Here is a 21,802-nt window from a genome sequence, read left to right on the forward strand (position 1 = left end):
ACAAAAGACAAAGGGCTAGGCCTCTTTAATTTGATAATAAATACCCATAAAACACCACAACATGACACTAAAAGAATTATTCAACATTGCAAAGTTGCAACTTCAGGATTTAACCAAGCTGGACACTCCTGATTTTAGGTTAGAGCAAGCAGAATTACTAAAAGAGGAAGACATTTGGGAGATTGTTGTTTCCTATTTGGTTGAGGATACCAATAAAAACACCATTCCATCTGCAGCTTTGACTTCTGAACATCATTTTCAGAGAGTATTTAAAAAGATCAGAATTGACAAGGACAAAAATGTGGTTGGTTTCTATATGTACGACAGCAGAAAGTGATTCTACTTGAATTCAGCTTATAAAATATGATCCTATACGTGTGCCTAGTAGGCATACATATAAAAAACACTAATGAATGATTAAAATGAAAACATTACAAAAACTCAGTATTTTATTTATGAGTATTGTCATCTTCAGCTCATGCGAACAGAAAAACATGTTGATAGCAGAAATTGAAGGCCTAGGAAACGACACCATTTTAGTTGAGTACGCTCCAATATCACAAATGCACAGTATAGATGAGCCTTTTACTGATACAATTATTGCGAAATACAATAAGTTCGAATACAACCCTTCCATTACCGAGCCAATCATGGCCTATTTCTTCCCAAAAAATGCAGCTTTTAAAAGGCTAAATGGACACCCTTTTCATCCTCAGCAAAAACACTTAGTGCTGCAATTAAAACCTGATGATAAGTTGTCTGTTAAAGGAAGTTTGCATGACTACTACCTTGAATACGATACAAACGGTAGTGACTTTAACAAAGATTTTTGTAAAATTAGAAATAAGCACATAAAGAATTCATCCAATGCTGTGCAGATAGAATTACGCATAGATAGTTTAAGAAACAGCAATGAAGATAATGCAATCATCAATGAGCTTTTTGAAAAAAGAAGAGCATTTGACAAACTAGCCGACAAAGAGGAACTCAAATACATAAAGTCTAATTTTGACAAAGAACTATCTGCCTACTATTTATGCCAGCAAAACCTAGATACTTTGATGAAATACCATGCTAACTTGAACGACAAAATTGCGAATGGAAGCTTTAAAAAAATTTTAGATGGTCAGGTTTTAAGATTTAAAAAATACACCCTAATTCAAGATGCTGAAAAAAAAATTGCGAAAGGCAAAACGGCTCCAAACTTTGTTTTAAAATCGATTAAAGGTGATGATTTTGAATTAAATTCAGTTAAAGACAAATATGTTGTACTCGACTTTTGGGGCAGCTGGTGCGGATGGTGCATCAAAGGATTTCCAAAAATGAAAGAATACTACAGCAAATATCAAAGCAAAGTAGAATTTATTGGCATTGATTGCAATGAAACTGAAGAAAAATGGAAAACTTCGGTAGCAGATAATGGATTAGAATGGACACAGGTAATTAATGCAGAAAGCATAGAGAAAGATGCTTCTGTGATGTATGCCATTAAAGGATATCCAACCAAAATCATATTGGATAAAGACAAAAAGATTGTTGATGTTTATAAAGGTGAGACTGAAGATTTCTATAATAAACTAGACGAATTATTGAAGTAGAGAAGCTTTCATATTTATTATATATGAAGCAGTAATTAATAAATATTGTTTAAACACTCCACACTAAGCCGTGGGGTGTTTTTTATTTATAAATAATTTTACCAAATCATTTTTAATGTTTAGTTGAATTTGTAATTTAGAAAATTAAATGACTAAACATAGATATGCCTGATTTGATTAAGAAAATAGAAAAAGTGATGCGTGCTTTTATTCCTTCTGCAACACCATACATAGATGTTGAGAAAAAGCTTAAAACCTGGGAAAAGTTTTCCGATGAAAATAATGGAACACTGCAGCTAAAAAGAACTGGCAGCAATACTTTTAGTCGTTTAATTATGGAGGTTCCTATTAAAAATTACATGGTTCGGTTTGAGGAATCAGATATAAACCTCTTAAGAGTTACCTGCAATTTGGGAATAACGGATTTTCGTTTCTATATCACATTCGAAGATGTAATTGAAAAGATTATAAAATCGATCTATAACCAGGAAATTGAAATTGGTGACAAAGAATTTGATGACAGATACCTGATTACTACAAACAATGAGAGAAAGATGAAGAGTATCTTGTCTGATGGCAATTTGAAAAATCTTTTACTAAAGAATAATGTTTCCAACTTTCATCTGGCTAATGGTGAGCTTTTTATTTTAGGAGATCGCCATATAGATGAGACTGAAGAATTTGAAATCATACTTGAAATTTTCAAAAGCTTGATTTCAAAAATCTGTCAATAAATAAAATCCAAGAAAAACACTTTAACGAAAAATGATTTTAACTCAAATCAACTGGAATCCAGATCCTGAAATTGTCAATATTTTAGGATTATCCATACGATATTACAGCTTACTATTTCTTAGCGGCATTATCTTGTCGATTGTTGTTTTGAAATGGATCTTTAAACAGGAAAAACTTCCTGAAGCCAATTTAGAGAAACTATCCATGTATGGAATAATTGGTATTCTGCTTGGTGCCCGGCTAGGACATTGTTTGTTTTACGAGCCTGGCTATTACTTTAATCATCCTTTGGAAATATTATTGCCAATTCAGTTTTCATCTGGTGGTGGAATTGAGTTTACAGGTTATAGAGGATTGGCCAGTCATGGAGGTGCGCTTGGTTTAATCATTGCCCTGTTTCTTTATTCACGCAAGACCAAACATTCCATGCTCGATACCATCGATTTAATTGCCGTGGTTACCGGCTTGGGAGCTGGTTTTATCCGCCTGGCCAATTTAATGAACTCGGAGATTGTTGGTATGCCAAGCAACAAAGCATGGGCTTTTGTATTCGAGAGAATCGATACCATTCCCCGTCATCCAGCTCAATTGTACGAAGCCATCTGTTACTTCCTGATTTTTGGTTTGATGCTGTTTTTGTATAAAACCAAGAGAGCGCAATTCAAAAATGGAGTATTCTTTGGAACTGTACTGTTTCTTATATTTACAGCTCGTTTTTTTATTGAGTTTGTTAAAGAAAATCAGGTAGCATTCGAATCGGGTATGCAATTCAACATGGGTCAACTGTTGAGTATTCCCTACATATTGTTGTTGGGCTTGGGTTTATCGCATATGGAATTGGTAAAACCAAAAAGCAATTGAGTTTGCAAGTTTAAATTATAGAAACATGAAAAGAAATAAGATCGTAATTGATGTGCTGTTTATTGTTCTGACAGCAATTATTCTAACAGGATTGGATTACTTTGAATTACTGGAGAATTATATTGGCTATGCATTAATTCCTGTTTTAGGAGCCTATTTTTTAGGGCAGCAAGTTGAAAGAAGATTTAAAAATTAAAACTATGGAACTTGTAACTCCAGAAATGGAAACTTCCATTTGGATATTTTTATCTTTTTTGTGGGTAATAAGTCCAAAATATTCAGGTAAAACTCATTATTCAAGCCTCTAAAATCTGTGTAATAGCAAAAATGATAATTTTATTAGTAGTTAATTTATATTTAGTCCAATACCTATTTTGACATATTGTTTTGCATGATTTGGTAAATTTATGCGTTCTATAACCTAAAAAAATAACCAACTATGAAAGAAAAACAAGAGGACAAACTGTATATCTGTAAACCTTGTGGCTATGTAATGAAAGAAAGCGAACTACAGGATGTATGCCCTGCCTGTGGTTTACCCAAAAAAGTATTCGAACAATACAAAGAAAGAATGTCTCCGGGGCGAAGTAGAATTTTACACCTCGATTTGCATCCTATTGCAGTTCATTTCCCCCAAACTACATTGGTTTTTGCACTGCAGGCATTGCTAATCAATCTATTCTTCCCAAACTTCTATCCTGAAATTTTATTGGGCACAGCAAAATTCTCGGCAGTAATCTTTCCATTTACTGTTTTCGGTGCCTTTTTAAGTGGAATGATCGATGGTAAATTGCGTTTTAAGTCGGTAACCACTCCCATTCTTAAAAAGAAAATCATTTACAGTAGCATTATGCTTGTTGCTTCTTTTTTCACTCCATTTTTGGCATGGAAAGGAATTGATGATTTACAATCGAAGATTTTGTTATTGATATGTGGTACTATTGCATTAATCTGTGGTATTGTACTTGGACATGCCGGCAAACGATTAATGAATATTGGTATGGGTGGTGCTGTTAAAATTTGGGGAAGGAAGTTTTAAAAGGATGATATTTTACCATTCAATCTTATAGATGATAAGCATGAAGAATCTACTATTAACATTGGCATGTATTTTTACTCTAGCATCGTGCAATAATAAAATGAAGGATTACGTAAATTCTGATCAGGATTATGCCATTATTCCGAAGCCAATTGATATACAAGTTAAAAATGGTCGGTTTATTATCGATCAAAACACAAAAGTAACAGCTGATAAAGATCTGGAAGTCGAAGCACAATATCTTGCCGAGATTTTATCTCTTTCAACAGGAAAGGAAATCCAATTTACAGATAAGAATACTAAAGGCAATATCAATTTGATCATCGATTCTTCATTGGAATCCGACGAAGCTTATATGTTATCGGTTGATTACAATAAAGTTAAAATTAGTGGTAAAACTGCAAAAGGTGTATTCTACGGCATACAAAGTTTACGTCAACTTATTCAAAAAAAAGCGTTGTGCGAAAGTGAATCTGAAATTGCCAGTATTCCCGCTACTCTTATTACTGATGCTCCCAGATATGCATACAGAGGCATGCACTTGGATGTAGCCCGTCATTTCTTTCCGGTAAATTTTATCAAACGATATATTGATATTTTGGCAATGCACAAAATGAATTCATTTCATTGGCATTTGACCGAAGATCAAGGCTGGCGAATCGAAATCAAGAAATATCCAAAGCTAACTGAAGTAGGTGCCTGGAGAAACGGAACCATTGTGGGCAATTATCCAGGAAGCGAAAATGACAACCTAAAATATGGTGGCTATTATACTCAGGAAGAAGTGAAGGAAGTTATTGCTTATGCAGCAAAAAATCACATTACTGTAATTCCTGAAATTGAACTTCCGGGTCACAGTAGTGCTGCGATTGCAGCCTATCCATTCCTTAGCTGTTTCCCGAAAGAAAAAAGCATTGTTCCAAAAGGCATGATTTCCAAAGGAGCAAAAGAAGCTCAAAGAAATGGCAAACCTAAAATTGTACAGGAATCATGGGGTGTATATGATGATGTTTATTGCGCAGGAAAAGAAGAAACCTTTGAAGTTCTGGAGAATATCTTAAGTGAAGTAATTGAATTGTTCCCTTCGAAATACATCCACATTGGTGGCGATGAATGTCCAAAAGGAAACTGGAAAAGGTGTCCTCTTTGTCAGAAAAGAAAAAAAGAGCACGGCTTAAAGGATGAGCATGAATTACAAAGTTATTTCATCCAACGAATAGAGAGGTTTGTAAACAGCAAAGGAAAAAATATCATTGGATGGGATGAAATTCTGGAAGGAGGTTTGGCTCCAAATGCTACGGTAATGTCGTGGAGAGGCAATAAAGGAGGAATTGAAGCAGCTAATGCAGATCACAATGTGATCATGTCGCCAAATTCCCATTGCTACTTTGATCATTATCAGGCCAAAGACAGAACAAATGAACCCATTGCAATTGGTGGTTTTCTTCCTGTCGAAAAGGTATATTCTTTCGATCCTACTCCGGATGAACTGGAAGCAAGTAAACACAAATACATTTTGGGAGGACAAGCAAATTTATGGACAGAATACATCGGAACTGAAGAGTACGCCGAGTATATGCTTTTACCACGACTAACAGCCCTTTCGGAATCATTGTGGTCGCAGAAAAAAATGAAAAACTGGGATGATTTTAAAGTGAGATTATCCACTTTCAGAAAAAAGTATGACGAATTGGGTTTTAATTACGCCAAGCATGTTTTCGAAAACAAAGAGTAAACTCCAAATAAAAGAATAAATAAGAAGGCAATTTCCAATTATGGAAGTTGCCTTCTTGCATAATTCAACTCTCACATATATTTTTAAAGTTCAAGAAAGAAATCAATTGCAATGACTACTCCTGAAGAAAACAAACTGATCTACTACGTTAAGAAATGGGTGAACATCACTAAGGATGATGAATCCGCTATTTTATCTGCATTCGAACAAGCCAGTATCAGAAAGAAAAAAGACCTTTTAGTTCCGGGAGAAATTTGCAAATACAATTATTTTATTGTAAAAGGATGTATACGCACCTACTATATAGATGACAAGGGAGTAGAACATATTTATCACATTCGATTTGATAACAATTGGGCTGGTGATTTGGAAAGTTTTTTCAGTCAGAAACCTTCTAAATACTATATAGAAGCACTCGAGGACACTCAATACATTCGCATTTCGAAAGATCGATTGGATCAATTGTATGATGAAGTTCCTGCTTTTGATCGTTACTTTAGAATTCTTTTTCAAAAGGCCTATGTAAACACCCTAAAGCGTTTAAATGCTAATATGTGGGAACCGGCTATCGACAGATACAAGGACATGCTAAAGGAGCATCCCGATATGTTTCAAAGGGTTCCTCTTACCTATATTGCTTCATATCTTGGTATAACACCAGAAAGCCTTAGTCGAATCAGAAAGAAAAATAATCAGTAAACTTCCAGATTTTACAATACCCTATTATCTATTTTTTTTTAAACTTCACTTGACATAGGTCAATTTTATTTCTTAACACAGGTCAAGTACTTCAAGTTTTCATGCTTTTACCTTTGTATTAAAAGATATTCAAATCAGAAGAATACAATTTTAATACAACAAATAAATTAAAAGTCATGAAAAAGTTAAGTTTATTATTGGTGCTATTGTTTGTAACTGGCATCTCGGTTTTTGCACAAAAAAACCAAGTTAAGATTAATGAATCTCAAGTTAAATGGACCGGAACCAAAATTGGTGGATCTCATAAGGGAGAAATCAAAATTGAACATGGATTCCTTTCTTTAAAGAGTGATCAAATTGTTGGCGGTGAAATCGTAATGGACATGAACAGCATTACCGTTACTGATATTGAAGACCAGGGATACAATCAAAAATTAGTTGGCCATTTAAAGTCAGATGATTTCTTTGGTGTTGAAAAATATTCTAACTCGAAGTTTGTGATCAACAAAGCAACAAAATTTACAAATGGCAAGGCTAAAGTTACCGGACAACTTACCATTAAAGGCAAAACGGAAAGCTTAAGCTTTGATGTTTTTAAAGGTGGAAACAGCTATACCGCACAAATTAAGGTTGACCGTTCAAAATTTGATGTTCGTTATGGTTCCAATTCATTCTTCGACAACTTAGGCGATAAGGCAATTGGCGATATTTTCACTCTTGACATTACACTTATCATTTAATTCCTCATCACGGCAAGCATGGGATTTATCCCATGCGATTCTAATAAAAAAGCAAAATATCATGAATATTTTAATCGTAAAATACCTACCATCAGGTAGTAAATCAAATACTCTTGGTTTATTAAACCACTTTCTGGAAAATTTAAGTACAAAACACAATATTAGGGAAGTTGACTTGCTTAAATCGCCTCCAAAATATTTCGATGAGCTTACTTTAGGTGCTTATGCCAAAAGAAACTTTGGTGGAATGGTACTTGATTCAAAAGAATCAGAAGCTATAAAACCACTGGATGACCTAAATGCACAATTTATAAATGCTGATTTGGTAGTACTAGCTCTTCCTATGCACAATTTTTCATTGCCCGGAATCGTAAAAGTATATTTAGATGCGATCATGCAAAGCGGTAAAGTATTCAAATATGAAAATGGAACTCCCCTTGGATTAATGGATAAAATGAAATTTGTAACACTTTACACCAGTGCAGGTAAATACCTGGGGGATTATGAATTTTTAGACAATGTAAAAACCCTTCTAAAAATAGAACTCGACTTTATGGGCATTAAAGATTACGGCTTTGTTCATGCCAGTAGCGGAAATCCTGACAACATCGAATCTGAATTCGCAAATGCAAAGCAAGAAATTGATCAGATAATTCAAAACTGGAACATATAATCCACCAGAAAAAAAATGATTATAGAAAGGAGATGTTAAAAACATCTCCCTTTTAATGCTTTACTTCACCCACTCAACAATTTCTTCCATCGGAAAACGTGATTGAGGAAAGGGAGAATCCTCTTTTCTATAGCCAAAGGCTACCATTGCTGCCACACCAAGCCTGGTGGTATCAACAATTCCTTCGTCAACTAAAATTTCTTCAACCCTGCTCCTGTCGAAACCTTCAATTGGACAAGAATCAATTCCAATTTGAGCCGCAGCTGTCATCATATTTGCAAATGGCAAATACACCTGTTTACAAGCCCAGTCAAAAATTTTACGATCATCTGTTAAGTCGAACTCATTATCCATAAAGTTGCCAAAGAATTTTAACTTCATCTCTTCAATATCAGCTGGAAGTTTATCCACCTCTTGCGATTTGTATTTTAGATATTCCGATCCAACACGCATTTCATCTCCTTTACGAGCCAAAAGAATAACAAAGTGACTTGCCGAAGCCAATTGCTTTTGTGCTCCCCAACTAGGTTCTGACAATTTCTCACGTAGTTCTTTATTTTGTACTACAATAAATTTCCAAGGCTCCCATCCAAATGAACTTGGAGAACGTCTTCCGACCTCAAGAATAAATTCGAAATCATCATCTGAGATTTTCTGATCCTCTTCAAAAACTTTTATTGCGCGACGATATGCATGCGCTTTCAATATTTCTTCTTTTTTTTCTTTCATACGGCATTAATTTTTCTTGCTTCAAAAATATCTTATATATACCTTCGCATCAAGTACATACTTTTTCCATACATAGTATACTTTTAGATACTTTTATTGAATATCAAGCTATTATCAACCACAAGAAATTTAAATATGACTAAAAAAAAATCAGATGCTCCAATTTGTGCTTTAGATTATGCGTTTAGAAGAATAGGTGGTAAACACAAAGCTCGTATTCTTTGGTACATCTATCAGCAAAATAATGTATTGAGGTATGGAGAACTAAAAAAAATGGTTCAGAATATTACATCAAAGATGTTAACCCAAACTTTGCGCGAGTTGGAGGAAGATAACCTGCTTAATCGTAAAGTATATCCTGTTGTTCCACCCAAAGTAGAGTATTCGCTTACCGAAACGGGAAAAGAATTGATTCCATTTATAGAGCATATTGGTGCTTGGGGGCGCACGCAGATGGAAAAAGAGAAGATATAAAATTAAAAAAAGGACGAATAATCATTCGCCCCATATTTTATAAATCTTCTATTACATAAACCAAAGTCTTAATTAATTTGGATGAAAAACTTAAGCCTTTATTGCTGCCAGAACTTGTTAAACTAGCAATGCCTCTGCCAACATCAATGGCTTTTTTCCCTTTAATTAATTCCAAATCATCCATTGAGAGTAAGATTTTACTTGAAGGAACAATAATGTGTAAGGTTTCTGCCAAGAATATGGTCAACAATTGATCTGAATCCTGAGTATCAATAATCAATTTTCCCGAATCAGCAATAGCATATTCTGCTTCAATTATTGCATTTTTAGCATTACTAATCTCAAATGACTTTTTGTGCAGGTCAATACTATTCAAGCGAATAAATTCAAACTGAACGTTTTCCTTGCTTGCCGCTTCAATAAATAATTCCTGATCTACTTTAAGAGAGTCATTTCCCAATTGGTTTGAATTCGCTAAAAATGAATCCAAAAGGTCTCTCCTGTTTTCTGTCGAAAATAAATTTTGCTTCTGTGTAAATGTTCTGACTTCCATACCTTTTAGATTTTAATTAAAACTACCATCTAAAAGGCAAAAGGAATGCCAAAGAATGATTCTAAAAGTTAAGAAAACTAAAGTTTTGTTACACCGCTGATATACTGCATATTAACAACCAAGACCCCTTCTGTCTTTTCACATCAAAAGTGTTCAATTCTGCACACATAACTCTAAGCTTGTGGCAAATTTGCACATTCGGGCCAAATTGCACATTTGTTGCTGATTTAAAAGTGTGAATTTTCTCCACGACTGTGGATTTTTTTCACATTTTAAGAAAGTTTAAAAACGCTACAATTTATTCATTCTGCTACGAAGTGCACTTCGGGTTATTCCTAAATATTCCGCAGTTTTAGATTTGTTGTTATCGAATTTTTTTAGAGCCTTCCTTACAATTTCCAATTCCAATTGCTCAATATGAAGTTCATTTTCCGGCAGTATAATTCGTCCTGGAATAAGTGGCTGATCACCTGCTGCAATCTCCTCATCTTCTGCCTGAAGAAATCTAATGTGTTCGGGTTTTAATTCGATATCATTATACAGGAGAGTCGCTCTTTCGATAGTATTTTTTAGTTCTCGAATATTTCCTGGCCAATCGTAATCCTTCAATATCGATTGAGCTTCTTTGCTGATGAACTTAAATTTACGTCCTCTCTTCTTTGCATATTGATCCAAAAATATCTGTGAAAACGACAGAATAGCTTCTTTTCGTTCCTTTAAAGATGGAATATATAAACGGCCAGTATTCAATCGGTAATACAAATCGCTTCGGAAGGTCTTCTCCGAAACCATTTCCTTTAAATTCCGATTGGTTGCACAAATAATACGTACATCCAAATCAATGGCCTGACTACCACCAACACGATACATCTCTTTTTGCTGCAGTACTCTCAACAATTTTGGTTGCATGTCCAGAGGCATTTCTCCAATTTCGTCGAGGAATAATGTTCCTCCTTGTGCCAATTCCAATTTACCTGGTTTACCTTCCTTTTTTGCACCAGTAAAAGCTCCGTCGGCATAACCAAATAACTCACTCTCGAATAAGGTTGGCGAAATTGCCGAACAGTTTATCGAGATGAAAGGTTTCAAGGTATCTGACTCCTGACCGAAATGAACCAATCTTGCCATTACCTCCTTACCAGTACCTGTTTCGCCTTCAATCAATACAGGAACCGATCGATCTTCATGAAATTGCTCTGCCATACGAACTACTCCACGCATGGCATCCGAAAACACACCAATTTTACCTACCGAAGTAATTTCTCTAATGGTAGTTTCGTAATAATTAATTCTCTCTGCCTCATCTTTTTTAACGGAAGTAATCTCTCTTTCGAAATTTTCCTTTAAATCCCGATTTTCAGTCTTCAATCGAATATTCTCGGCAACCCTTTCAATAAGTATTGCCAATTCCTCAATATTTACAGGCTTAAGTAAATAATCATAAGCCCCTCCCCGTAAAGCTTCAATGGAAGTTTCCATATCGCCAAAGCCAGTCATAATAACAACCTCAATTGCTTTGCCTTCTTGTGTACTTTTTATTCTCTTCAACAATTCCAAACCCGAAATTCCAGGCATTCTCATATCGGATATTACCATTCGATAATCTTCCGTTTGCATTAATCTTAACGCTTCCTCTCCATTATGGCATAAACTAATCTGATGTCCCAATTGCTCCTCAATGAATTCGGCAACTGCAGCACCACTGGAAATATCATCATCAACAATTAATATCCTCATGATTAATAGGTTTTATATAGAAAACTTACTCTTGTAATTTAAATTTAACGATAAAGCTAGCTCCTCCATCGGCATTGTTATAGTTGGAAATGTCTCCTTGAAATCGATCGATAAAAGATTTTACGATGGCCATTCCTAAGCCACTTCCTGATTCAGGTCCTTTGGTTGTAAACAAGGGATCGTAGATTTTTTCTTGAATTTCTTCATCTATTCCTGTTCCATTGTCATGGATTTCAAAAATTCCATATTGCTTGTCCTTACTCAACCTGATTAAAATTCGTTTGGATTCCTTTTTCACCTTATCCAGCGAATGAATCGAATTTACAATCAAATTAACAACAATTTGCTCAAACTGTATAAAATTGGAATGCACTAAAATCTCCTCTGTAGGCAAATCACTTTGTAACTCAATACTGTGGTCATAAACTTGTCTTTCCACTAATGATAAAGCACTATTAACCGCACTTAACATGTCCACCGTTTCGCTTCCAATATCTCTTGGTTTCTCCCAAAATTTACGCATATGTTTAATAATGGAATCAATTCGCTCGGTTCCTTCAGATATTGTTTTAATTTTTCGGGTAAACATCTCAGGCAGCTCCCCTGGATTTCTTTTTTGCCAGAACAATACACTATCTGCGGTAATTTTTATGGCATTTAATGGCTGATTAATTTCATGGGTAATCCCTGCTGCCATAACTCCAATTGAGGCCAAACGTGATGATTCTTCCAATAATCGAATGGCATCCAAATTTTTTTGTTCTGCCTTAATTCTTGCTTCCATCAACGAATTTCGCTCCCATGCATTGGCAATCATATTGACAGTACTTAGAAAGATAGATATTTCATCTCTTGACCACTTATATTGTTGATTTTGAGAAAATCCCATAAGGCCAAGCACTTTTTTCTCAACAACCACTGGTAAAATTACTACCGACTTGATATTTCTTTTTCGATAGTATTCTCTCTCCTTATCCCCAAGGTTAGAAAGATCATTCGAAACGATACTTCTATGCTTTTGCAAACGTGTAATAACATCCTCTAGTTCTGAAAAATAGAACTGATCAACATCCTTTATATTTTTCCCTTTGGTAGAGATTCTACTTTTAATTTTCACCGCAGAATCATCGGAGGATTGAATCGAAAAAAGACTAATTCTAGCCACATTCAATTCCTCTGTCATCAATTTTAACACATCGTCCAAAACATGTTTAAAATCCGAAGAAGCATTCAGCAAACGCCCAATTATACCAAGTAATCGTTCATGCTTGACAGATATTTTTAACCTTTCTTTTTCTTTGATTAAAGCGCGTTCTGCTCTTATTCTCCTGATAATTGCTCTCGATAGAACTACAATAATAATGGTAGAAATTGATAAAATTCCCAGAACAATATGAACCCACTCCTTGTGTTCACTATAAAAAGATCGAGGCGAGTTTCGAAGAAATGTTCCCTTTGGCAAAACGCCATCATCAATATTAAATCGTTTTATTTCATTGTAGTTTACAACATATTGATCCAGTGGTTCTCTGTAAATGGGAATAGAATCAATAGGAGTTCCACTTAGAATATTATCTACCATTTTTGCAGCCATCTCGCCATGAAAACTTCCTTTTACAATTTTCCCTCCAATTACACCATCGTTAACATAGAATGACCATACAATATAAACCGGAACTTTACTGGCAGGAATCAACAGATCCAAATTATCCTGAAAGCTGATAAACTTGCCTTGTTTATCTTTGTTAAAAGTAAGCAACAAAATAGATGTATCACCTTTTACTTTCTTTACATCGGTCACCAATTCATCTATGGTTTTATCTTCGTAATAGATAAACTCCAATTGATCTTTATACTTTTTTTGTATATCAACCATGGATAACTTGTTGAGTTTTCCCGTTGTAGTTATATTATCATTGATTACAACAAGTTGTTTGGTATTGGGTCTTGTTGTTAGAATCAGGTCAATTACTCCATCCCAGTCAACCTCTTCGGCAACACCAGTTATATTTTGCATTCCTTCAATCATTTCATCTTTAAAATGATTGATTCCACAAAAAATAACAGGAGTATTCTTAAAGTATTTGTCCCCATGATTGCGAACAAAGGAGAGTGCATTATTGTCGGACACAATAATTGCATCATAATTTTCCTTCATCAGCTTCAAATCATACAATTCAATTAGCTTCTCAAGGTATTCGGGAGATGGATTTCTTTTGGTATCAAGATACTCGTAATCAAGCTCGTATTTATTCCCAACGGAATCCATAACTGATTGAATACCCAGATTTACATTATCGGTCCAACGCAAACCTTGATGATAGGAATGAAGAACGAGTATTTTTTTCCTGCCATTTGAATAAGCAATAATTGAACTAAACAGAAAAAAAATGATTAATAAATTGCGTAAACACCTCATATCGTATTTGAATTGATAAGAAACACTTGCCCAATATAAGTGAAATATGAACATTTTAGGCCGATGCTAAGATGTTACGCAGAAGTTTTAAAGAGGTTATCAAACAGCAATCGTAAAAATAAATTTACTTCCCTTGCCCAATTCACTTTCAACTCTCATCTCTCCACCATGCCTCTCCACAAACTCTTTACAAAGAATTAAGCCAAGTCCGGTTCCTGATTCATTTTCTGTGCCATTCTTGCTTACCTTCTCATCAATCTTAAACAATTTGCTAATATTTTCTGGTGTAATTCCTATTCCGTTATCAGCTACTGTAATTTCAATAAATTGATCTAGCACCTGCGAACTGACTTTAATTACACCTCCTCGAGGTGTGAATTTTATTGCATTGCTCACCAGGTTTCGCAATACAGTATCAATCATGTTCTCATCAACAAAAGCCTTAAGGTTTTCATCAATCTCTGCGGACAAACAAATTTCTTTGTGCTCTGCACTTCCGGTTAGTAAATTAACTACTTCGTTTACCAAATTCCATAAATCAACCTCTTTAGGTTTAAATTTGATATTACCGGTTTGCATTCGGGCCCATTCCAAAAGGTTTTCCAACAATTTGTATCCCCTTCTGGCTGATTGATTAATGATTTCATGAAAATTATGAAGTTGCTCTTTACTTAGCTCGCTGGAGCTGTTTACCAAAAAATCAGAAGCTCCAATTAATGATGCAAAAGGATTTTTTAAATCATGTGCAATAATGGAAAAAAATTTATCCTTGGTTGCATTTAATCTTTCCAGTTCTTTTCTTTGCCTTTCGATCATCACCTTCTGGCGAGTCAACTCTTCCTCCAACTGATCCTTCACCATCATACGCTTTCTAATATTCTGCAATGGAATCAGAACCGTATCAATAATTTTAATATTGAATTTAAGCTCAACCTCTTTCAAATTCGCTTGTGTACATTGCAACAAAACACTATCTACTTTGGCTTTAGCCGAGGCCGACCGAGTATCCGTATCAATTAAGGCATACTCTCCAAAACTTCTTTTCTTGTCCAATTCAATAAAAATATGATCCTCATCGTGAATTTGAACACAACCTTCTGCAATTACATACACTGCTCCTCCAGGATCACCTATGGTAAAAATGCAATCACCAGCAGGTACATTCTTAATTTCTACAATTTCAGACAGGTAAGCAAAAACTTTTTCATCCTGTTCTGCCAGGAAATCTAATTTCCTTAACAATGAAATTTTGGTGTCAGAAGGTAAAATCATTTTAGGTCGTGGTTTGGTCGACTACAAATTTATCTCTTTATCATTCAAATAAATAAAATCTAAAAAATAAAGACAAAAAAAACTGCTGATAATTTCAGCAGTTTCAATTCTTTTATATGATCTGTTTAGAACAATTTAAATCCAACAGTAACATTTACCATATTTTGCTTTAATTGCTCTGCAACATCAGAAAATCCAACTTCGTAATCTACATCTAAAGTCAATTTCCAAACATCAATACCAGCTCCGAATTTACCATTCCATACAGCTCCTTTGAAATCACTATCAATAGCACCTTCCACAGTACTCTTAACATTATCATCAATCGTAAAAGAAGCTACAGGCCCCGCAAAAGCTCTTAGTTTAAAAGCTGGTAACTTAATAATTTTATATCCTAACAAAATAGGCACATCAAGACTTTTAGTCTTAAAATCAAAAGATTCATTAACAACATCAACCTTAGAATTTCTAGTCACATAATTTAATTCTGGTTGTAAATACCACTTGTTTAAGTTAACTCTTAAAAAAGCACCTATCATCATTCCATTATCAGCTTTTTCTTTAATTCCCGATAATCCTCCTAAATCGGCATTAGCTTTGGTATTTACCAAACCAGCATGTAAACCAAAATTTACAGGAGACGACAATTGTGCAAATAATGCAGAACTGAACAAACAGATCACTGCTAATAAGATTAATTTCTTCATAGTTAAATAATTTTCAATTTTTAGAAATACTAATTTAATAGTTTTTTTAACATTAATCGTTAATTTAAAATGATAAATGTTATAAAATATAATATATACTACTAAATAAACCGAATGGATACAAAAAAACCCGACTCAAAGCCGGGTTTATTTTTTTTATGATGGAATTACAATCCCAATTTCTTTTTCATTTCTTTCGACAAAGCATCTTTGTGAATCATGAAAGACATGGTTTTGTATGCTACGAATGGGAATGAAGCATAAAAGTATCCGTTGTACTTGTTGCTATCATCAGCCCATGAGTTCTTCACGATAAAGTATTTGTTATCTTTCTGATCTTTAGCAATACCTACGATGTGCATACCGTGGTCATCAGTAGTTGTGTAGTTATCGTATGCAATCTGACGCAATTCCTGAGTGATTTCTTTCTCTTTAACAGGACCTGCATCACCGCTTAATTTAGCAGCTTTTTCAGTTTTTGAAAGAGATTCCCATTTTGAAATTTCAGAATCTGTCATGTTTTTAGTTTCAGTTTCAGGAACAATAGCAATACCTTTTCTGTACATGAAACCTTTTTCACTTACATCAGAAGCCCAACCAATGGTATAACCATCCATGATTGCTTTCTCCATGATTTCCATCATTTCATTCAATGGCACGTTGTAAACCTCATCCCACAACCAGTTATCCGGAACTTCGATAATGAATTTTTCATAGAATGGGTGGTGAGTGTATGATGAAATTTCGATATAATCATCAGCATTCACACCTACAAAATCCTTAGCAAATGACTTTGGAGTATACTCTTCTCCTTCGTACTCAAATTTCTCTGGCTTCTCTCCCAAATAAGAATCCAGAATACCATCGAAACCTTTGTGCCAAACTGGAGTTAATTTTTTGTTTCTGTTCTTGATTACAGCAGTAACGTAGTCATTCAAAACAGCATCCAACTCACCATGAGTATGTCCTTCTTCGCCATAATTTAATCCTTCGTAAACTCCTTCAGGAACGATACCGTAGTTTTTCAACACATAAGTGACATCGTGGAAGGCTCCACCGCCACCAAAGTTGAAATTACCATGCATTCTAACATGTCTTTTCGCTTTATCTGAATAGCAGTTGTATACTACGAACATTTCAGACAAATCTACCTCTGGCTTCCCCATTCTAATCATTTCCGACTCGATAAATGACAATCCGGAGAATGACCAACATGTTCCTGATCTGTGCTGATCTTTTACAGATGTTGCAGGTAATCTTTTGATATCAGAAAACTGATATGCTTCTTTTTTCTTCTCATCTTTTTTCACTCCAGCAGAAGCCGAAAAAGCCAATCCTGCTGCTAAAAGTCCAACGCTTAAGAATTTTAGTTTCATGTGTCAATAATTTTATTGTGTTCATTTGGAATAAGATTCCAACACCGATCAACTCCCTATTATACTATTTATCAATCGGTAACAAACATTTATGTATTTTGTTATAATGTATTCAAACGCTTGCAAAATTAGCAAAAGCAAATCCTTAAACAAGAACTATTGTCAGTTTAACACATGTTTTAGACAAACCCTTTATTTTTCTGGTTTTCCCTATAAAAAAAGAGAGCATGCCCAAGCAGTACTCTCATTTTATTTCTTGAATTAATAAGCTGATTTACCCCATTACAATTTGCTTTCCCAACACTCCTTTTTTTGCCATCAGGTCCATACAAGAATCTACAATATCCTCTTCACGTAGATTCTTTGAATTGTATATGACATCAAAAACAGTTGCTGGCAATGGCTCTTTGTTAAAGTAATTTCTCAGAATTTCTCTTTTCTTATCAATTTCTTCTGCATATTTACGCATTTCTTCCATGCTTAGCTTGTAAATTTTCTGCAACTGGGAAGCCCTCCATTCCAAAGGAGCATGCAGTTTTACATGAAAAGATCTTTCGATATCATTGGTTAGCACCACGCCTCCTCTACCGATAATAATACAGTTGCCTTTGCATGCAAACGACCTTACCACTTCGGCAATTGTCTTTTTAATTTTTCTATCGCTTTGATAATACTTACTCGACAGAGCTGCCAGAATTTCATCCCATGTTGATTTTTCCATAGAATTAAAAACATATTCAATTTTAGCGGGATCCAAATTTAATTCCTTTGCCGATCGCTCAAGAATTTCCTTGGTCAAAACAGTCCATCTCTTTCCGGTCTTTACACTTAGCTTTGCCGCCAAGCTATTTGCAATGTTAATTGCTGTACATCCGCACTCACGAGAGATGGTAACAACAGGTCCTTCACAAAACATCTCCTTTTTAGGATCGATAATTTTTGATTCATACCTTTTTTCCATGTATTTTAACAAAATATTGTCCATATCCACCTCCAAATTAGTTAGTTTATCTCTTTATAATTTAAGATATTTTAAGAACATATAAAAATGAAATGGCTCGGTTCTTGTTATATAGAGTGATTATTTAAAAGAAGGTTTTTTTATTTTTATAAATTTGTAATTCATAACTCAAGCTCACCAAAAAAGAATACAATGCGCAATAGATTTGTTCAGCTTATTATCACTCTGATTATATTATCCTGTCCTATAGTTTTAAAGGCACAATTAAACACCAACAATATTTTCGATAAAGGTAGAAGTGCAATTTATTTTGATGATTACACCGAGGCAATCAATAAATTCAACGACATCATCAGGGTAAAACCATATTTACCTGAACCTTATTTCTTTCGGGGACTGGCAAAATCTCACCTTGAGGATTACAATGGTGCAATTGTTGATTATACCAAAGCCATTGAAATGAATCCCAATTACACTTTTGCTTTTCTGTACAGGGGAATTGCCAAAAATGCACTTAAACGATTTCAGGATGCGATCATTGATTTTAATAAGGCCATGTTGCTAAAACCCAATATGGCAGATATCTATTTTAGCAAGGGCAATAGCTTGCTGTCCTTAAAACAATACAAAAGTGCCGAAGAAAATTATTCCAAAGCCATTCAAATTGATCCGGAAATATTGGGCGTTTATTTAAATCGATCCATTGCACGTGAAAATCTGGATGATATTGATGGTGCAATAAAAGATTGTAACAAAGCCATTCAATTGAATAACTTCTCGGCCCATGCCTTTGGAAACAGAGGGTATCTGAAATTCAAAAAAGAAGATTACGACGAAGCCATAAAGGATTACAACCGTGCTTTAAAACTTGAACCAGAGAATACAAGGGTTCTTATGGCAAGAGCTTTCGCAAATTACCGCTTAAAAGATTTAAAGGGCACCATGGACGATTACAACAAAGTGCTTGAAATTGACCCTAACAATGCTCACTGTTACTACAACAGAGCCTTGTTAAAATCCGAAATTGGAGACTACAATTCAGCAATTGATGATTTCAACAATGTATTGGAAATGAATCCTGACAACATGTTAATCTATTTTAACAGAGGATTTGTAAAAACCGACATTGGAGACCTGTATGGTGCCATGGCCGATTTTAGTACTGCCATTCGAATCTATCCTGATTTTGCCAAAGCATACCTTGCCAGGGCATCGGTAAAGCGTGATTTAAATGATGAACAAGGTGCCATGAAAGATAGACACCATGCATTACAGATTATCGACAGATACAAGAAAATGAAAAACGAAGGCAAAATGTCTGCGTTTGTTGATACAACAGAAAACTTTCAACGTTTGATTGACTTAAATTCCAGAGAATCATTTACCGAAGAGATTATTAAAGGACGAGTTCAGGATAAACGTGTAAACATCGAATTGGAAGACAACTTTCATATTACACACTTGAGCATGGATAGCTTGCGTGCAGGAAAGATTCAGTATTACGATCAAACAATCATGAAATACAATCAGCAGCAGAATTACAGTCCTGCATTTACCATTTCCAATCACTTAAGAAGGTATCCAAAATCATTGGTTGAAAAGCAGATTGCCGCTACACAAAATCAAATTCAATCCGATCCGGCCAAAGCTTATTTCCATAGAGGAACCTATCAGCTGATGGACAAGAAATACAACAATGCCATTGATGACTTTAACAAAGCTTTGGCGAAAGATAAGAACCAGATTTTTGCCTATTTCAATCGGGCCAACGCATTGGTAGCCATGACCGATTACATCCAATCCATTGGAACAGGAAATGAATCGGTGGTTAGCTTAAGGCCTGATGATAAAAAGGATAAAAACGAAGTGATTGTTGATTACTCCAGCGCAATTAAAGATTACACCAGGGTAATTCAATTGGATCCATCCTTTGGTTTTGCAATTTTCAACAGGGCTAACGCCTACGCCAAGTCAAAACAATTCAAAAAAGCCATTGCCGATTATGATTGGGCTTTACAATTGGATCCTAACTTTAAAGAAGCATACTACAATCGTGGGCTAATTTATCTGTTCCTTAACGATAAAACATTGGCATACGAAGATTTAAGTAAGGCTGGTGAGCTTGGATTAATTGATGCATACAATGTGATCAAGCGATATTGTAACAAACAAGATTAAAAAATTGTCCTGATATCAGGATAGAACGATAAAATAAATGACAGCAAATCAACCTTTAGCTGAACGCCTGCGTCCAAAAGATTTAAGCAATTATCTTGGACAAAAACATTTGGTTGGCGAGAAAGCCGTACTACGCAAAATGATAGAATCAGGAAACATTTCCTCTTTCATTTTGTGGGGACCTCCCGGAGTTGGCAAAACCACTCTGGCAAAAATCATTGCGAATCAGCTAAATCGTCCATTTTATACTTTATCGGCTGTTAACTCAGGTGTTAAGGATGTTCGAGAAGTGATTGCCAAAGCCGAGAGCCAAAGGTTTTTCTCTTCTCCCAACCCAATACTGTTTATCGATGAGATTCACCGATTTAGCAAATCGCAGCAAGATTCATTGTTGGGAGCCGTTGAGAATGGAACCGTAACCTTAATTGGTGCTACTACTGAAAACCCTTCTTTCGAGGTGATTTCTCCACTGCTTTCAAGATGCCAGGTTTACGTGCTTAAAGCGCAGGAAAAAGAAGAATTGGAGCACCTGATCGATCATGCCATTGAGAACGATAGTTACCTAAAGGAAAGAAATATCAGCATCAAAGAAAAGGATGCTCTGCTAAAATTTTCGGGTGGTGATGCTCGAAAACTCTTAAACATCCTTGAACTGGTAATCAACTCACAAACCAGTGATGACATCATCATCACCAATGAGTTGGTGACCAAGGAGCTTCAGGAAAACCCATCGATGTACGATAAAGATGGGGAGCAGCATTACGACATTGCTTCGGCAATGATCAAATCCATCAGGGGGAGCGATCCGGATGCAGCTGTATACTGGTTGGCCCGAATGTTGGAAGGTGGTGAGGATCCAAAATTTATTGCACGCCGACTGGTTATTTCATCCAGCGAAGACATTGGATTGGCCAATCCCAATGCCTTATTGCTTGCCAATGCATGCTTTCAGGCCGTGAATTTGGTTGGAATGCCCGAATCCAGAATCATTTTGTCTGAAACTGCCATTTACCTTGCTACATCACCCAAAAGTAATGCTTCCTATCTTGCAATAGGCAAGGCACAAGCATTGGTGAGAGAAACAGGTAATTTGGCTGTGCCGCTACACTTGAGAAATGCGCCTACCAAATTGATGAAGAATTTGGATTACGGCAAGAACTACAAATACTCACACGACTATCCTGGTAACTTTGTAGAACAGGATTATTTACCAAAAGAAATTAAAAATCAACGCTTGTATATCCCACAACAAAATGCTCAAGAAGCAAAAATTTGGGAGAGATTAAAAAATTGGTGGAAGAATAGATTCTAAAATT

The 21,802-nt window shown here is 35.2% G+C and carries 21 protein-coding genes; 13 read left to right on the forward strand and 8 right to left on the reverse strand.

Going from position 1 to position 21,802, the window contains the following annotated elements; translation table 11 throughout:
• Window positions 1-61 precede the first annotated feature (61 nt).
• From NQ163_RS06250 to NQ163_RS06295, 10 genes are all read left to right on the forward strand, one after another.
• A complete protein-coding gene (locus tag NQ163_RS06250; RefSeq protein ID WP_268189413.1) occupies window positions 62-337 on the forward strand; it encodes a hypothetical protein in 276 nt (91 codons plus the stop codon).
• An 85-nt stretch (window positions 338-422) separates the two neighbouring features.
• Window positions 423-1,598, forward strand: a complete 1,176-nt coding sequence (locus NQ163_RS06255) for a TlpA family protein disulfide reductase (RefSeq protein WP_268189414.1) — start codon at window positions 423-425, stop codon at window positions 1,596-1,598.
• Between the two features lie 164 nt (window positions 1,599-1,762).
• Window positions 1,763-2,332, forward strand: coding sequence for a hypothetical protein (locus NQ163_RS06260; RefSeq protein ID WP_268189415.1), 570 nt, complete (start codon window positions 1,763-1,765; stop codon window positions 2,330-2,332).
• Between the two features lie 31 nt (window positions 2,333-2,363).
• On the forward strand, window positions 2,364-3,194 hold the full coding sequence (gene lgt, locus NQ163_RS06265; protein ID WP_268189416.1) for a prolipoprotein diacylglyceryl transferase: 831 nt from the start codon (window positions 2,364-2,366) through the stop codon (window positions 3,192-3,194).
• A 25-nt stretch (window positions 3,195-3,219) separates the two neighbouring features.
• On the forward strand, window positions 3,220-3,390 hold the full coding sequence (locus NQ163_RS06270) for a hypothetical protein (RefSeq protein ID WP_268189417.1): 171 nt from the start codon (window positions 3,220-3,222) through the stop codon (window positions 3,388-3,390).
• Between the two features lie 243 nt (window positions 3,391-3,633).
• The gene (locus tag NQ163_RS06275) at window positions 3,634-4,233 is read left to right on the forward strand and encodes a rubredoxin-like domain-containing protein (RefSeq protein WP_268189418.1); all 600 of its coding nucleotides are present in this window, start codon (window positions 3,634-3,636) and stop codon (window positions 4,231-4,233) included.
• Window positions 4,234-4,273: 40 nt separating this feature from the next.
• Entirely contained in the window at window positions 4,274-5,968 is a 1,695-nt protein-coding gene (locus tag NQ163_RS06280; RefSeq protein ID WP_268189419.1) for a beta-N-acetylhexosaminidase, read from the forward strand.
• A gap of 111 nt (window positions 5,969-6,079) precedes the next feature.
• A complete protein-coding gene (locus NQ163_RS06285) occupies window positions 6,080-6,667 on the forward strand; it encodes a Crp/Fnr family transcriptional regulator (RefSeq protein ID WP_268189420.1) in 588 nt (195 codons plus the stop codon).
• A gap of 176 nt (window positions 6,668-6,843) precedes the next feature.
• The gene (locus tag NQ163_RS06290; protein ID WP_268189421.1) at window positions 6,844-7,407 is read left to right on the forward strand and encodes a YceI family protein; all 564 of its coding nucleotides are present in this window, start codon (window positions 6,844-6,846) and stop codon (window positions 7,405-7,407) included.
• 61 nt (window positions 7,408-7,468) lie between these two features.
• On the forward strand, window positions 7,469-8,080 hold the full coding sequence (locus NQ163_RS06295) for an NAD(P)H-dependent oxidoreductase (RefSeq protein WP_268189423.1): 612 nt from the start codon (window positions 7,469-7,471) through the stop codon (window positions 8,078-8,080).
• A 60-nt stretch (window positions 8,081-8,140) separates the two neighbouring features.
• Here the strand turns inward: NQ163_RS06295 and NQ163_RS06300 are convergent, their stop codons facing one another.
• Window positions 8,141-8,809 (reverse strand): NAD(P)H-dependent oxidoreductase, encoded by a 669-nt coding sequence (locus tag NQ163_RS06300; protein WP_268189424.1) that lies wholly within the window; start codon window positions 8,807-8,809, stop codon window positions 8,141-8,143.
• 135 nt (window positions 8,810-8,944) lie between these two features.
• On the opposite strand from NQ163_RS06300, the gene NQ163_RS06305 reads away from it, so the two are divergent.
• Window positions 8,945-9,283 (forward strand): winged helix-turn-helix transcriptional regulator, encoded by a 339-nt coding sequence (locus tag NQ163_RS06305; protein ID WP_268189426.1) that lies wholly within the window; start codon window positions 8,945-8,947, stop codon window positions 9,281-9,283.
• A 37-nt stretch (window positions 9,284-9,320) separates the two neighbouring features.
• Here NQ163_RS06305 and NQ163_RS06310 read toward each other — a convergent pair whose 3' ends face one another.
• The 7 genes from NQ163_RS06310 to NQ163_RS06340 all read right to left on the reverse strand — a co-directional run bounded on the left by NQ163_RS06310 (window position 9,321) and on the right by NQ163_RS06340 (window position 18,332).
• The gene (locus NQ163_RS06310) at window positions 9,321-9,836 is read right to left on the reverse strand and encodes an LUD domain-containing protein (protein WP_268189427.1); all 516 of its coding nucleotides are present in this window, start codon (window positions 9,834-9,836) and stop codon (window positions 9,321-9,323) included.
• Between the two features lie 291 nt (window positions 9,837-10,127).
• Window positions 10,128-11,573: a sigma-54-dependent transcriptional regulator gene (locus tag NQ163_RS06315; protein WP_268189428.1), complete on the reverse strand. Its 1,446-nt coding sequence runs from the start codon at window positions 11,571-11,573 to the stop codon at window positions 10,128-10,130.
• A 25-nt stretch (window positions 11,574-11,598) separates the two neighbouring features.
• Window positions 11,599-13,992 carry an ABC transporter substrate binding protein gene (locus NQ163_RS06320; protein WP_268189429.1) on the reverse strand — a complete coding sequence of 798 codons (2,394 nt, stop codon included), beginning with the start codon at window positions 13,990-13,992 and terminating at the stop codon, window positions 11,599-11,601.
• Window positions 13,993-14,091: 99 nt separating this feature from the next.
• Complete coding sequence (locus NQ163_RS06325) at window positions 14,092-15,264, reverse strand: ATP-binding protein (RefSeq protein ID WP_268189430.1); 1,173 nt, start codon at window positions 15,262-15,264, stop codon at window positions 14,092-14,094.
• Window positions 15,265-15,389: 125 nt separating this feature from the next.
• Complete coding sequence (locus NQ163_RS06330; RefSeq protein WP_268189431.1) at window positions 15,390-15,971, reverse strand: porin family protein; 582 nt, start codon at window positions 15,969-15,971, stop codon at window positions 15,390-15,392.
• 167 nt (window positions 15,972-16,138) lie between these two features.
• A complete protein-coding gene (locus NQ163_RS06335) occupies window positions 16,139-17,347 on the reverse strand; it encodes an aminopeptidase C (RefSeq protein ID WP_268189433.1) in 1,209 nt (402 codons plus the stop codon).
• Window positions 17,348-17,621: 274 nt separating this feature from the next.
• Window positions 17,622-18,332, reverse strand: a complete 711-nt coding sequence (locus tag NQ163_RS06340; RefSeq protein WP_268189434.1) for a cytidylate kinase-like family protein — start codon at window positions 18,330-18,332, stop codon at window positions 17,622-17,624.
• A gap of 168 nt (window positions 18,333-18,500) precedes the next feature.
• On the opposite strand from NQ163_RS06340, the gene NQ163_RS06345 reads away from it, so the two are divergent.
• Window positions 18,501-20,486 (forward strand): tetratricopeptide repeat protein, encoded by a 1,986-nt coding sequence (locus NQ163_RS06345; protein ID WP_268189435.1) that lies wholly within the window; start codon window positions 18,501-18,503, stop codon window positions 20,484-20,486.
• Window positions 20,487-20,523: 37 nt separating this feature from the next.
• Window positions 20,524-21,798, forward strand: a complete 1,275-nt coding sequence (locus NQ163_RS06350; protein ID WP_268189436.1) for a replication-associated recombination protein A — start codon at window positions 20,524-20,526, stop codon at window positions 21,796-21,798.
• Window positions 21,799-21,802: the final 4 nt, after the last annotated feature.

The sequence above is a fragment of the Marinifilum sp. D737 genome, assembly GCF_026672275.1.
Lineage (GTDB): Bacteria > Bacteroidota > Bacteroidia > Bacteroidales > Marinifilaceae > Marinifilum.